The following is a 13,746-nucleotide window of genomic DNA, read 5'->3' as shown; positions in this document are numbered from 1 at the left end:
AAAGTTTGAAGTGAATTTTATGATTGGAACTGACATCTTCATGAAACATCTCGTTAGAGAGTCGGGTATAATCGCAGCAAATAACAAAGCTCAGGATTAGCAATGTCAGCTCCAACTCTTTCTCAAATCAACGTTTTCCCAGTTAAATCCTTAGGTGGTATCTGCCAATCTTCTGCTTGGGTAGAAAAGCAAGGCCTGATGTTTGACCGTCGTTTTATGCTTGCTTTGTCTGATGGTTCCATGGTGACGGCGCGTAAGTACCCGCATATGGTTAAAGTTCAGTCGAGCTTGACGCCAGACGGTTTAATTTTTGTTGCAGAGGGCAAGCCGCCACTTCGCTTAAAGTACTCAGATTTCAAAATGCAGGAAGCCCCTGCTCAGGTATGGAAAGATAATTTCACCGCGTATACCACAACGGACGAAGCGGATGACTGGTTCAGCGACGTATTACAACAGAGGGTAGAGTTGCTGTTTTCAGGCGAGCAATCGAACCGAGTACGGGAGAAAGTCGGACACAACGTCAGCTTTGCCGATGGTTACCCAATGCTCGTGATTGGTCAGGGCTCTTTGGATGAGCTAAACCGCCGCAGCCCTGAACACCACTCTATGGACCAATTCCGTGCCAACCTGATTGTTTCTACGACTGAGGCGTTTGAGGAAGATAGCTGGAAGCGAATCCGTATTGGGGAAGTGGAGTTTGAAGCGGTTAAAGCGTGTGAACGCTGCATCCTGACAACGGTTAATGTCGATAAAGGCGAATTCAGACCAAGCAAAGAGCCACTCAACACACTGTCTCAGTTTCGCGCGAATGAGCGAGGTGGCGTTTTCTTCGGTCAAAATCTAGTCGCTAAGAACGAAGGCATGGTTCGTCAGGGAGACGTTGTTGAAGTTCTCGAATACAAAGAGAAAGAATTTTATCCAGACAACACTCCGGCACAATTGGTGATGACGTGTGTTGAACGTGAAGAGATTGCTCGTGACTTTGTGACATTTTGGTTAGAACCAGAACACGGCACCGCTCCTGTCTATCTACCTGGTCAGCACTTACCGATTTCATTGGATATTGATGGTGAAAAAGTCGCGCGTCGTTATACGCTTTCTTCTAGTCCCTCAAGGCCTGGGCGGTTGGCTATTTCTGTCAAACGTATTGACGGCGGGCGAGTATCTAACTGGCTCAACGACAATCTGAAAGTCGGTGATACGTTAGCTTGCGAAAACCCTGATGGCAGTTTCCATCTTGGAGATAAACACGACCAACCCATTTTACTTTTGTCTGCGGGAAGTGGCGTGACACCAATGCTGTCGATGCTGAGATACTTATCTGATTACGATCAAGCGGATGATGTTATCTTTTACCATCAGTGCCGCAGTGTAGAAGATATACCTTGTAAAGAAGAGTTAGATACCTACAAACGTAAACACCCTGGCTTGAGAGTGCTGATTTCGTTGTCTCAGCCACCTATCGACTGGTTTGGTTTAAAAGGGCGTTTAACGACCGAACACCTAAAACAGATAGAAAATCTTGAACAGCGTCAGGTGTTCGTATGTGGGCCTGATGGTTTTATGCAGAAAGCTAAGAATCTTCTGTTGAAGAAAGGTCTGCCAGAAGAGTGTTACCACCAAGAAGCATTTGGTGTTTCGCAAACCAGTACACAACCTTTTAAAGAAGTACAGATCAGTGTTAACGGCCAACTGTTTGTCGGTAATAACCAAAAGCCACTGTTGGAACAAGCTGAGGACGCAGGTATTCCGATTGCGCACAGTTGCCGTGCTGGTTTGTGTGGTGCATGTAAGGTGACGGTTGAATCAGGAAAAGTTCACCAACCAGATGTGCCAGGATTACAAGATCATGAAATGAACATGGGTATTGCTCTAGCTTGTTGTTGTGTCCCTGAAACTGATATCGAAGTGGTGAATTAAACACAACTTAGGACAAGTCATCTGAAAGGTAAAAGCCCCAGACCAAAGGCCTGGGGCTTTTTTTAGTGTGAATACTTTGTTTAATTTGTATTTAGGACGTATTCATCAGTCTGAGCCAACTGACGTGTCGTAACTCAGTCGCATAATGATATTAAAAACAATAGGATAGTGTAACTGTCCGATCGGACAGGTTTTGTGTTAAAATTGATACGATTTGGTAGATTAAAGCAGAAAATATAGACATAACTAATCAAATTAACTTCGATTATTTGTGTTGAAATTGAGAAATACTATTTTCTGTTACTGGTACGGTTTAATATGTCCACCTAATAGCGCTCTCGTCACTGCTTGGCAGCGATTGGTTGCTCCGAGCTTCTTACAGGCATTACTGAGATGGAATTTTACGGTTCTTTCAGTGCAGTCGACAATATCAGCTATCTCAGAAGCGCTCTTTCCATCGGCGGCCCAAGTTAGGCACTGAATCTCTCTGTTAGTCAGCATGGCTTGCGAATGTTCGGTCTGCGATGCGTGAGATAAACGCGAAAGGTTTTGCACAATAAGAGGAACAATCAGTTGAGCAAATAGCAATACGTCGGTGTGGGTAGGGTAGGCAATAACATCTGATGTCGCGAAACTGAGCATACCCACTTCACCATTTAATCCATGGATTGGAATGCTGATTCCTTGTTCAATCCCCTGGATATGGGATAAAGAAAAAAGCTCCTGACTGTGGATGTCTATTTGTTTGGAAGATTCCCAGACACTGGGCATACAGTTTGATGCGCCAAACTTGCAAATAGGATCTACGTACATCAGCCCCAAATTACATGAATCTTCTCGGCAATCGGCGGGGAAGTTGTCTACGACGATAAAACGACCATTTTTAATATGCGGGTCAAACGATACACCAAGTACAAAATACTCACTGTTAACTATATGGTTTAACTGCTCAAGCAACCTTCCCATTGATTCAATAGAATCAATGGTTTGGTAGTCATCTATCAGACGTAAAATTTCTTTCATTGAGTGCCATAAACGCGACTTTTTATTACTTATAACAAATTACAATCGGGTTATGTAATATTTTTCTCACGTTAAAAGTGAGATTGAAGGATTTTTGAACATACTGATAAGTCGAAATAGAAAAAGGCGCCCAATGGCGCCTTTTCCTATTTTACCACCTGAAGAACGGTGTCATTTTCTTTTGCGTAAGATTCAATTTCTTTAGGTGGTTTTCTATCAGTAATAATTAGATCGACGTCAGCGATAGTGCCAAGTTTTACCATAGCATTGCGACCAAATTTACTGTGGTCAACACCGAGGAAGACGGAGCGACTGTTTTCTATGATGGCGCGTTTGACGCGAACTTCATGATAGTCAAAGTCGAGCAGTGAGCCGTCATAATCGATCCCTGAAATACCCAGAATGCCGAAATCGAGACGGAATTGAGAAATAAAATCTAATGTCGCTTCACCAGTGACGCCGCCATCTTTGCCACGAACCTCTCCACCTGCCAAGATCACTTTGAAGTCGGGCTTCGACATCAAAATAGTCGCGACATTAATGTTGTTGGTTACGATACGCAGATTCTGATGTTTGCCTAGTAGTGCTCTTGCGACGGCTTCTGGAGATGTTCCGATATCAATGAACAAAGTCGCGCCATCTGGAATGTGCTTGACCAATTCCAGCGCGATCTGGCCTTTTTCCTTTTGATAGGAAATCTGGCGAGTCTGATACGAGGAGTTCTCTGCACTAGATGTGATAGTCGCTCCACCGTGGTTGCGGCGAATCTTGTTGTCATCAGCTAGCTCATTGAGGTCACGACGAATCGTCTGTGGGCTCACGTTAAATCGTTCAACCAATTCGTCAGTACTGACAAAACCTTGAGTTTGCACCAGTTCAATAATTTCCTGATGACGCTTAATGGCTTTCACTAACAATGTCCTTGTCTGTTGGAATGGAGTAATTCTACGGTTTGCGTGAGGCAAAGCAATGATTTGTGAGCGAAACTGGCTGGTTAAAGTTCGTTTTAAGAAAATGTTCACATAAACGAGCATTAATCATTAGGGTTAGAGCTTCTGGCTGCGATTGCGTCCTTTGTTTTTCGATACATAGAGCGCTTTATCAGCACGACGGTACAAATCAAAAAAATCCTTATCTTTTTCTGTTAATTCGGTGACTCCGCAACTGATGCTGAAATTGTTGTTGTCAGTAAAAAAGGGAAAAGAATAAAAGTCACAACGCAGGCGTTCGGCGATCTGGAGTGCTTGCTCTGCGTTCGTTTGATGCAGAACGATGAGGAACTCTTCCCCGCCGATTCGCCCACAGGAATCGGTTGAACGTATATGAGAGCGAGCAATATCTGCCAACTGTACGATGACCTCGTCACCATGGTCATGGCCGAAGGTATCGTTAATATGCTTGAAATGGTCGATATCAATAACGATGCAAGAAAGAGATAGATCGTGGGTTTGAGCATGAGCAAACTCTTCAGAGAATTGGCGCCACAACTTCCGGCGATTGTACAACTTAGTAAGATCGTCGGTATTGGCTAGCTCAGCCAACTTTTCACGCATTTCAACAATGTCAGTAATATCTGTTGAAACACCGATCAAGCCAATAACTTCGTTAGTTACAGAGCTGATGATCGGCTTTTTAATCGCTCTGTAAACTCTTAACTTGCCATCTGGAATAGCTCGAGCGTGTTCTTCATTGATCACCGTTTCACCAGTTTCGAACACAGATTGGTCGGTGTGGAGAATATCTTTAAGAAGATCGGGCTGAAAGTAGTCGTAGTCAGTTTTGCCTTTTAGTGACTCAAGATCGGTTTTAAACAGTTCTAGAGTGAGTTGATTAGCATAGAGGTACTCTCCTTTGCGATTCTTAACGAAGACGTAAGAGCCGATTTCATTGAGTACTTCTTCATGCAGTGCAAACTTATTATCTTCGTATATCTCTTCGATATGCTCCAATTCGATCATAAGACCTCCCTGTAGTGTGAGGTCTAGCCTTATTCTGACGTCTTATTGATGTTGTTTAATATAAACATATACTCTTTTGCCGGACTCCACCTATACCTGCTTAACATTTTGCAGACTTTCATCCGTTCTTCGCACACGTTTTATTTGTGAGAGTATGACTCCAGAGATCACCATAATTCCGCCCATGACGTGGTAACTCTCAATGTTCTCTCCCAGTAAAGTTGCTGCCAGAGCCACCGCTACAACAGGAAGCAGGTTCATGAACATCGCACTCGAGTCCGCACCTATAGCATCAATCGCTTTGACCCACATCCAAGGCGCGAGGAGAGAGCCTGCCAAGGATGCATAAGCAATCAGAGAAACAGAACCTGGCGTTGGGGCTAAATGCTCACTCGATAGCCAAAGTGGAGTCAGTATGAGTACGGCGAACAGCCCTTGCATATAGATGAGTATCCAGTTAGACAAAGGCATTCTCCATCGCTTTATAAGCACACAATATGTGGCGTAGCAAATGGCTGCCAACACCATCAGGGCGTCGCCTTCAGTGACACTTTGGTGGAGGAAGAAAACCATATCTCCTTGTCCTAGCATGAAAGAGAGACCAGCCAGAGAGATAATGCCACCGATAATACTGAGCGGTGAGATGCTTTTTCCAAGGAGCGGTACGCTCATAAATACACTAAGGAGTGGAACCAGTGAGGTGATTAACGCCATGTTGGAAGCCGTGGTGGTTACGCCCGCGTAGTACCCCAGAGATTGATTTAATACCATGCCAAGTAAAGCGAGGAAGGCTAGTTTGTTCAAGCGAGGCTTGATTACAGTCCACTGTATGATGACCTGAGGTAAGCAGAAAGGGGTGAGTACCAACATGGCAAAAAACCAGCGAAAGAAGCTCATTGCACTGGGTTCAATTACTGAAGCGGCCATTTTGTTGATGATGGCATTGCCTCCCCAGATAAAGACAGTAAAAAGTGGAAGTAAGTAGATCATGTGATCTCAATCTCAAAGTGAACAGTGGAAGTGAGTTTGACAGGTCTGTATGATTGTAGATATCTCTTGAAAGACATCGAGCGCGATAGGAAGACAAATTTGAGAAAATCGGTCAAACACCTCCATCCTTCCTTATCAATCGATAAGGCACCATCAGATGTGTTTATGAATTTTGAAGCGTTCCTGTCGAACACGGAAACGAGAATGCATAGTCATCCGTGGGGCCAAGTTCAGCTCATTAGTGGTGGTATCCTGGAAATGGAGGCGGAAGGTACTCGATTTCTTGCACCACCGCATCTTGCTATCTGGGTGCCCGCAGGTGTTATGCATACCAGCTACAATCGCAAACCACTGTCGTATTGTTCACTGAACGTAGCACAAGATCTGACCACACACTTTCCCGACTGTACCAGTTTGATCAAAATTACGCCTATCGTGTCCTCAATCATCGATGATTTTCGCCAGCGAGGGATCAATGTGGCGCAAACAGAGCAAGATAAACGCTTAGTGCAGGTTTTACTGGATCAACTGGCGACACGAGATACTCAGCATCATTTTCTGCCATCTTCAGATAATAAATATCTAGCAAGAATATTGGCCGAAGTAGAAGAAAACCCGATTGATAATACCAGCCTGTCCGAGTGGGCTGAGAAGGTACATACCACAGAGCGCACCTTGGCAAGGCACTGTCAGTCAGAGTTGGGGATGAGCTTTACTGAGTGGAGGCTGAGAGTACGCTATTTATACTCAATGGATTTACTGAGAAAGGGTCATTCGGTGAAAGAGGTCGCTTTGACGTTAGGCTACAACCAAGCCAGTCCGTTTATCGCGATGTTCAAGAAATACTCCGGGCAGACCCCGGAGCAGTATAAGAGTAAGTTGTTATAGCTTTTTGATTACGAAATCCAATCCGCCTACGATGGCCGCAACTTGAGCATCGTTACACTCTTCGTCGGTTACTTTAGGACTATCAGGGTAGACTTCAGTAGTGGTGCCGTAAGTGCAGTTGGTTACACCGCCACACAGGCCAAGTTTTACCATCGGGTAATTGATGACGCCATCCTGTACAACGGCTGAACCAATGATTTCGCCTTTTTCATCAGCGGGAGCAATATGAGTCACTTTTCTAACTGACTCAATCACCGCTGCCTGAAACTCAGGTTGAGGGTTTTCAGTATCACCTACCGTGTAGAAGCCATCAGGAATCATACCTTCGATATACTCAATGCCATCACGCGCAGCCAGAGCAGGTCTGAACTCAGTTTCATCTGTGTCTGTAGTTTCATGCAAATCAATATGAACCAGTACTTCTTGTCCTATTGATGCCACAAGTGCTCTTAGATTGGCGGATTCTTCTGCTGGGCTGTTCTCATAGAAAGAGCGGTTCGGGTCAATCGCCAGTGGGTTCCAGCGATTGATCGTCTCGTAACCCCATGGGCTGACACATGGTGCGACGATGATGTTGAAGTGCTCAGCGTATTTTTCCATCTGAGTGTCAGCAAATTTGAGTGCACCATGAACGCCGCTGGTCTCGTAGCCATGAACACCGCCTGTCACCAGAACAACGGGTTTTGCACTGTCCCAATTCTTATTTTTAATGCAAAAAAGTGGGTAGCGGCTTGGGTCGTAGGAGAGCGCACCATACTGTTCGATATCGAACCTTTCTTGTAGGGCTTGAATCTTTGGAACCACTTCTTGTTGGTATTCACGTTTGATGGTGGTTTGTTCGCGCCAGGCTATTCGCTCGGCGTCTTGCCATTTTTGACCAGGTGTTCCGATAGGGTAAGAGTAAGAGCTGTGCATTACTTTGCCTATGTTTGTTATGGGATGTGGGCGACAGCATAAAACGCCCATTTTGGGGAAGCAATCAATATAAGTTCAACCAATAACCAGAGTGTTGTTATTGACGGATTACTGACAAGAATTCGGTTTAAGTTCGATGTGGTCAATGTTACATTTGGTTACATGTCTTATTTCTAAGAGAAAACAAATGGCGGGTGCGAGTCTGTTAACCCTGTTAGATGACATCGCTACGGTGTTGGATGATGTTGCTTTGATGTCCAAAGTGGCTGCAAAGAAAACCGCTGGTGTGCTGGGTGACGATTTAGCGCTTAATGCGCAGCAGGTCTCTGGTGTGGCGGCGGAGCGCGAAATCCCTATCGTTTGGAGCGTTGCTAAAGGCTCTTTTCGCAACAAATTAATTTTGGTACCTGCGGCATTATTAATGAGCTCACTCGCGCCGTGGTTGATTATGCCTTTGTTGCTACTCGGTGGATTGTTTCTGTGTTTTGAAGGTGCTGAAAAGCTAGTGGAGAAGTTGTTCCATTCAGGTGAAGAAATAGAAGTCGAAGAGGAGGAACCGACAGGCTCCATTGAGGATTATGAGAAGAGGAAAGTTGCTGGTGCGATTCGCACCGACTTTATCTTATCCGCTGAAATCATTGTGATTGCACTCGGCACCGTTCAAGGTCACTCCATGTTGACGCAAATTATTGTTGTCAGCCTGATTGCAGTCTTAATGACAATCGGTGTTTATGGCTTAGTTGCTGCCATTGTTAAGCTGGATGATCTCGGTTTTTATCTCAATCGTATTTCAAAAGGACAGGGTATCAGGGCGTCAATCGGTAAAGGTTTAATTGTGTTCGCACCAAAGTTAATGAAGTTTCTCGCGGTCGTCGGTACAGCGGCCATGTTTTTAGTCGGTGGTGGCATAGTGGTACACAATGTTCCAGCGATCCACCACTGGATTGAGCCGGTTTTACTAAACCTACCCAACCTGACGCTGGCGAAAGCCTTGTTTCCATCGATACTAAACGGTCTAATTGGCGTTGTAGCTGGTGTGTTGATTGTACTGGCTTGGGGCGTTATCGGTAAGATTCGCCAACACAGCTAGTTTTTAGTCTATATCGCTCTTTTGATGAGTGATTTCTCTTAGCGCTTCAACCAAAATATCACTATTCTGAGCGCCAGAAATCAGGTGCTTGCGGTCAATAATGATAGCAGGCACCGCATTGATCCCAGCTTCTAGCCACTGTTGTTCCGTGGAGGCGACCGTCTCTTCCCAACTGCTGTCTTCCAGAACGGCCTGACAGGTTTCTCGATCTAGTCCAAATGACTCCGCTATATCGAGTAACACATTTTCGTCACTGACGTCTTTACCATCGGTAAAATATGCATGGAACATGGCTATTTCGAGATCAAGCTGCAAATCCTGCGATTGTGACCACAATAGAAGCTGGTGGGCTTTACGTGTGTTGTAGATGCGCATTTCATCGGTGAAATTAAATTCAAAACCGAGTTCTTCACCTAGTGAGGCGATAGTTTGACGAGCCGATATACTAGCTTCTAGTGACGTGCCGTATTTCTCCGCTAAGTGTTCACGCAGGTTCTGGCCTTCTGGCTTCATTGCGGGGTTTAATTCGAATGGATGCCAATGTATTTCAGCCTCAATGCTGTCTGATAGCGTCATCAAAGCTTGCTCCAGTCGTTTGTATCCTATGATACACCACGGGCAAACTACATCTGACACTATGTCTATGCGGACACTCTTCATGATTGACGCCTTTTTCTTGCTTCATATTTCATTATAGCGAGTGAGGATAATTAAATTTATAAATAGTTCAAATTCTACGCCTTAGAACTACTACACCCATTCCGCTTTCTAGGGGTGAAGAAAAAAAGTCTTGGGTGATTATAATTGTTTCAACTCTTCATCTGTGGATGAACAGATGATTATGGAAATTGAATTTAAGGAACATGACATGACCGTTTTTAAGACAGCCAACGTCATTCTTCATGCCTTCGACTGGCCGTATGCATTAGTTGCTCAACGCGCTGATGAGATCGTTGCGGCGGGTTATAAATCTGTGCTGGTTTCTCCTCCAATGAAGTCTTTAAAACAAGCACAAGATACAAAGTGGTGGCAGCGTTATCAGCCACAAGATTATCGTGTAATTGATAACCAGTTGGGCAACACACAAGACTTTACACGCATGGTCGACGTTCTGAATCAGCGTTCTATCTATGTGTATGCGGATGTGGTGTTTAACCACATGGCGAACGAATCTCATCAACGGTTGGATCTTCAATATCCAGCGAAAGACGTTTTGGAATCCTACCAAAGCGACTCTGATTACTACGAAGAGATAAAACTATTCGGCGATCTCAGCAAACCTCTATTTATTGAGGATGATTTTGTTGAAGCGTTTGGTATTGAAGATTGGCAAGACAAGTGGCAGGTGCAAAACGGTCGCATTACCGGTGGTCCAACGGATCCGGGATTGCCAACTCTGCGAGTGCATAAACGCGTCGTTGAACAACAACAGCATTACCTGAAGGCGCTGAAAGCACTGGGTGTGAAAGGGTTTCGAATCGATGCGGCCAAGCACATGACACTAGAGCATTTGCAGAAGGTTTGGAGCAAAGATATCTGTGAAGGTATTCATATCTTTGGTGAAATCATCACAGACGGTGGAGTTACCAAGCCCGAGTATGACATTTTTCTTGAACCGTTTTTGGCTGAAACACGTTTGGGCGCGTATGATTTTCCTCTATTTCAGACTATGTTTGATGCATTTGAAGCCAAAGGAAGTCTCAAGAGCTTGGTCAACCCTTATTGTTTCGGCCAAGCACTTTCTGAGAATCGAGCCATTACTTTTGCAATCACTCACGACATACCTAACAACGATGTGTTTGCTAATTTAGTGATGCCAGACAAAACAGAATGGTTAGCGTACAGCTACATCTTAGGTAGAGATGGTGGCGTTCCATTGGTTTATACCGATCTTGATACTAGTGGTTTGACTGGAGTGGATGGAAAGCCGCGCTGGGTAGATGCTTGGAACGATGAGCGAATGATTGCTCGTATCCGTTTTTATAACTTAATGCATGGTAAAACTATGCAGGTTATAGAGGCATCGGAAGACTTACTGGTATTCGCGCGAGGAAAGGAAGGTATCGTGGTGATTAATAAATCGAAACGTTCGCAGAAAGTAGAAATAGCAGTAAGTGGTGAATGGTTAGATTTGCTTTCCTGTGAGAAACATCAAGCTGAGAAGGGGACGCTAAACCTCACAGTGCCCGGAGAAGAAAGTTTGATGCTGGTGGCGGAATAAAAAAGCCCTCCCATTTGGGAGGGCGAGAGCGTTTACACTTTAAACTTGTTGAGAATGGCGTCCTGTTCGCGAATGTTTTCAGTTTGCGCCTGCATGGCAATGTTAGCGTTCTCTGCTGCATCGGCAACCTGAACAGACAGGTCTTTGATTTTGACCGTATTGTTGTTTATTTCCTCGGCGACTAAGCTTTGTTCTTCCGCGGCCGAAGCGATTTGAATGTTCATATCGCTAATGCTCTGGATTGCATCGCGGATGCTGTTTAGAGCGGTGTTGGCTTCTTCTGCACGAAGTACGGCACCGCTGGCTGTTTCCTTACTCATGTTCATCGCATTTGCCACTGCAGTTGCACCAGACTGCAGTTGTTCAATCATATTGCGGATTTCTGTCGTAGATTCTTGAGTTCTCTGAGCCAGTGTTCGAACTTCATCAGCGACTACAGCGAAGCCTCGGCCAGACTCACCAGCACGTGCTGCCTCAATGGCTGCGTTAAGGGCCAATAGATTGGTTTGGTCGGCTATGTCATTGATTACTTTCAAGATGGTTTCGATGTTGTCTGTCGCCGATTCCAGAGTTTTCACTTCTTCTACTGCTTCATCAATGCGCTGTGACAGCTCAGTAATTGAAGTTGTCGTGTCACCTACCACGCGTGTACCCACTTCTGTGGCCTCGTCAGCATCTTTTGCAGCAGAGGCTGCCCCCTGAGCGTTATTGGCAACATCACCTGAGGTTGTTGCCATCTCATGCATCGCGGTTGCAAGTTGTTCGAGCTCTCTCAATTGATCTTGCATTGCCGCAGCAGATTCTTGTAGACCCATGGATGTCATTTCGGAGCCACGTAAGATCTCTTCACCAATGGCTTTTGACTGAGTGATTTGCTGTTGAAGTGTGCTGGTGAAAGTATTGAAATTTTCTGCGAGTGAAGAAAACTCTTGGTCTGTACTCGTATCTAAGCGTTGAGTTAGATCCCCTTCACCAGATGCAACATCTTGAATCGCGGTATTTAGTGTACCAAGTGGACGCATTAGCGCAGCCATCAATACTAGAAGAATGACGATACTAATGGCTAACGCAACGACGGTATAAATAATTGAACTGTTGCGTAAGTCGGCTAAGGATTGGTACGCAATCTCCTCATCGAGAACGACGCCTATATACCAGTCTTCTCCTGGGACTTTAGAGAAATCTAGCGTGTAGTCTTTGCCATCAATAGAGACCTGCTGCGGGTCATCCTGAATACCGGCGTCACCCAAGAAATCCTTCATCGGCTTACCGTTTAAGTCGGTTTGTGGGTGTGCGATGGTTGTGCCATCACCTGCAACGATAAATACGTACCCTGCATCGAAGAGCTGTACCTTGTTTACAACATCAGCCAAACCCGCAAGGCTAACATCGTAGAAGATTGCGCCGATGAACTTACCGTTGTCGTTCACTGGAGTGGCAATGGATACCAGAATTTCGCCAGTCGCAGAGTCGGCATAAGGGGCAGTGATAATGAGTTTGCCTGCGTTTTTGGCGTCGATATACCAAGGTCGAGCTCGGGGGTCCCAGCTGGAGCCGGGATTCCAAGAAGGGTCATTGTTTATATTAGAGCCATCCTTTTCGAATCCCAAACCGACCAAAAGGAATGTGTCCTTTACTATAGGACGAGTGATGACGGTAGAAATCGCATCGGGAGACAGGTTGGCTTCCAGCATACTAGTCGCGTAATTGGCGATGGCTTTTCGGCCATCAATTTCAGCGGCTGTGGTGTCTCGAACGCCATCAACGATTTCCGTTACGCTCGATGTAACCTGAGATTTAATTTCGGATTGAACGGTGTAGTACTGCTGTAGGGTGAGCAACGTTACTGTGGCCAGTAAGAGAAGAGAGGATGCTGCCACAATCTTATGGCTGAATTTCATATTCGCCTTCCTATTTTATCTACAAATATAGAGGATATTTATAGATTTATAGTTACGAAATCGACAATCAGCCAGTAACTTAGTTAAGTTTTCTGCTATTTACCCAGAATTGCATGTTCAATTTGTGAGTACATCGCCTCATTGTTGTCGAACAGGTCTGAAATGATCTGCTCTTGCTTCTTACCAGACTTCATTCTCTTATAGGCTTCACGAACCGTCAAAACGAGCTGTTGCTCTGCCAATAGTTTGCTGTCGGTATTCGGTGACCACTGGCTAATTAATCGAGTTAGCCTGCTCTCTTTTAACTGAGGCTTTAAGGCGGACAGCTCGGCCTGTAATACAGTCAGAATATCTCGTTGGGCAACATGAGTTTCGTCCATCACCTTCAGTCTATTTAACAAAGCGTTAGTCAACTCATTAAGGGTAACGAATCCACCTTGTTTTGGCAGAGACGTTGTGACGCGACAAGAGACTTCTACTTGCTGAACTTGAGTTTGAGGGAAGAAGGTCAATGCGCACAAAACGTCAAACGGAATCCAAACTGTCTGACCTGCTTCAATCGCATACTCAGACTTTCCAAGTTTCATTAGTGCTAAACCTTGTTCCACCTTGAGTAACATGTGCTTGATACTCTTTTTTCGTGGAGTCATGGTTAGATACTGAAAGTCACTCTTGTTATGCGAGATTGCGTAGTGCATGAAATTGCTCATATTCTTGTATGCTCAAGGGGCGCTAAGGTTAACGTTTCTTGCAGAAAAAGCCAACTTAACTCCGACTTTCTACAGAAACGGTGATTTTATGCTGGTCTGACCTTTTTGATTATGAGAGAAGTATAGCTGT

12 protein-coding genes are annotated in these 13,746 nt (G+C 44.9%); 4 read left to right on the top strand and 8 right to left on the bottom strand.

Features of this window, described 5'->3' with window-relative positions:
- The first annotated feature begins 102 nt into the window (after positions 1-102).
- Positions 103-1,920: a hybrid-cluster NAD(P)-dependent oxidoreductase gene (locus QMA41_RS07755; RefSeq protein WP_281629298.1), complete on the top strand. Its 1,818-nt coding sequence runs from the start codon at positions 103-105 to the stop codon at positions 1,918-1,920.
- Between the two features lie 300 nt (positions 1,921-2,220).
- Here QMA41_RS07755 and QMA41_RS07750 read toward each other — a convergent pair whose 3' ends face one another.
- The 4 genes from QMA41_RS07750 to QMA41_RS07735 all read right to left on the bottom strand — a co-directional run bounded on the left by QMA41_RS07750 (position 2,221) and on the right by QMA41_RS07735 (position 5,891).
- On the bottom strand, positions 2,221-2,943 hold the full coding sequence (locus QMA41_RS07750; protein ID WP_006961260.1) for a LuxR family transcriptional regulator: 723 nt from the start codon (positions 2,941-2,943) through the stop codon (positions 2,221-2,223).
- Positions 2,944-3,089: 146 nt separating this feature from the next.
- On the bottom strand, positions 3,090-3,854 hold the full coding sequence (locus QMA41_RS07745; RefSeq protein WP_006961259.1) for a DeoR/GlpR family transcriptional regulator: 765 nt from the start codon (positions 3,852-3,854) through the stop codon (positions 3,090-3,092).
- 135 nt (positions 3,855-3,989) lie between these two features.
- A complete protein-coding gene (locus QMA41_RS07740) occupies positions 3,990-4,901 on the bottom strand; it encodes a GGDEF domain-containing protein (RefSeq protein WP_006961258.1) in 912 nt (303 codons plus the stop codon).
- A gap of 90 nt (positions 4,902-4,991) precedes the next feature.
- Positions 4,992-5,891: a DMT family transporter gene (locus QMA41_RS07735; protein ID WP_281629297.1), complete on the bottom strand. Its 900-nt coding sequence runs from the start codon at positions 5,889-5,891 to the stop codon at positions 4,992-4,994.
- Between the two features lie 99 nt (positions 5,892-5,990).
- Here QMA41_RS07735 and QMA41_RS07730 point away from each other — a divergent pair, with 99 nt between their 5' ends.
- A complete protein-coding gene (locus QMA41_RS07730; RefSeq protein ID WP_039952136.1) occupies positions 5,991-6,779 on the top strand; it encodes a helix-turn-helix transcriptional regulator in 789 nt (262 codons plus the stop codon).
- Here the strand turns inward: QMA41_RS07730 and QMA41_RS07725 are convergent.
- Entirely contained in the window at positions 6,774-7,694 is a 921-nt protein-coding gene (locus QMA41_RS07725) for a M14 family metallocarboxypeptidase (protein ID WP_281629296.1), read from the bottom strand. The two genes, QMA41_RS07730 and QMA41_RS07725, sit on opposite strands and share 6 nt — an antisense overlap.
- Positions 7,695-7,881: 187 nt before the next feature.
- Between QMA41_RS07725 and QMA41_RS07720 the strand changes: the two genes are divergently transcribed.
- Positions 7,882-8,784, top strand: a complete 903-nt coding sequence (locus QMA41_RS07720; protein WP_006961254.1) for a DUF808 domain-containing protein — start codon at positions 7,882-7,884, stop codon at positions 8,782-8,784.
- A 3-nt stretch (positions 8,785-8,787) separates the two neighbouring features.
- Here QMA41_RS07720 and QMA41_RS07715 read toward each other — a convergent pair whose 3' ends face one another.
- Complete coding sequence (locus QMA41_RS07715; protein ID WP_082315217.1) at positions 8,788-9,444, bottom strand: DsbA family oxidoreductase; 657 nt, start codon at positions 9,442-9,444, stop codon at positions 8,788-8,790.
- Between the two features lie 208 nt (positions 9,445-9,652).
- Between QMA41_RS07715 and QMA41_RS07710 the strand changes: the two genes are divergently transcribed.
- A complete protein-coding gene (locus QMA41_RS07710; RefSeq protein ID WP_281629295.1) occupies positions 9,653-11,005 on the top strand; it encodes an alpha-amylase family protein in 1,353 nt (450 codons plus the stop codon).
- Positions 11,006-11,037: 32 nt separating this feature from the next.
- On the opposite strand, the gene QMA41_RS07705 is transcribed toward QMA41_RS07710, so the two are convergent.
- Positions 11,038-12,906, bottom strand: a complete 1,869-nt coding sequence (locus QMA41_RS07705; RefSeq protein WP_281629294.1) for a methyl-accepting chemotaxis protein — start codon at positions 12,904-12,906, stop codon at positions 11,038-11,040.
- Between the two features lie 95 nt (positions 12,907-13,001).
- Complete coding sequence (locus tag QMA41_RS07700; RefSeq protein ID WP_281629293.1) at positions 13,002-13,604, bottom strand: AraC family transcriptional regulator; 603 nt, start codon at positions 13,602-13,604, stop codon at positions 13,002-13,004.
- Positions 13,605-13,746: the final 142 nt, after the last annotated feature.

Origin of the sequence: Vibrio sp. St2, assembly GCF_947311885.1 — a bacterium.
In the GTDB taxonomy this organism is placed as follows: domain Bacteria; phylum Pseudomonadota; class Gammaproteobacteria; order Enterobacterales; family Vibrionaceae; genus Vibrio; species Vibrio coralliilyticus.
This window is presented reverse-complemented; position numbering and strand designations above follow the sequence as displayed.

Coding starts and splice junctions, on each gene's coding strand:
- QMA41_RS07715 (WP_082315217.1), bottom strand. CDS start 9,444: ATGAAGAGTGTCCGCATAGACATAGTGTCAGATGTAGTTTGCCCGTGG.
- QMA41_RS07710 (WP_281629295.1), top strand. CDS start 9,653: ATGACCGTTTTTAAGACAGCCAACGTCATTCTTCATGCCTTCGACTGG.
- QMA41_RS07755 (WP_281629298.1), top strand. CDS start 103: ATGTCAGCTCCAACTCTTTCTCAAATCAACGTTTTCCCAGTTAAATCC.
- QMA41_RS07705 (WP_281629294.1), bottom strand. CDS start 12,906: ATGAAATTCAGCCATAAGATTGTGGCAGCATCCTCTCTTCTCTTACTG.
- QMA41_RS07750 (WP_006961260.1), bottom strand. CDS start 2,943: ATGAAAGAAATTTTACGTCTGATAGATGACTACCAAACCATTGATTCT.
- QMA41_RS07725 (WP_281629296.1), bottom strand. CDS start 7,694: ATGCACAGCTCTTACTCTTACCCTATCGGAACACCTGGTCAAAAATGG.
- QMA41_RS07740 (WP_006961258.1), bottom strand. CDS start 4,901: ATGATCGAATTGGAGCATATCGAAGAGATATACGAAGATAATAAGTTT.
- QMA41_RS07700 (WP_281629293.1), bottom strand. CDS start 13,604: ATGCACTACGCAATCTCGCATAACAAGAGTGACTTTCAGTATCTAACC.
- QMA41_RS07720 (WP_006961254.1), top strand. CDS start 7,882: ATGGCGGGTGCGAGTCTGTTAACCCTGTTAGATGACATCGCTACGGTG.
- QMA41_RS07735 (WP_281629297.1), bottom strand. CDS start 5,891: ATGATCTACTTACTTCCACTTTTTACTGTCTTTATCTGGGGAGGCAAT.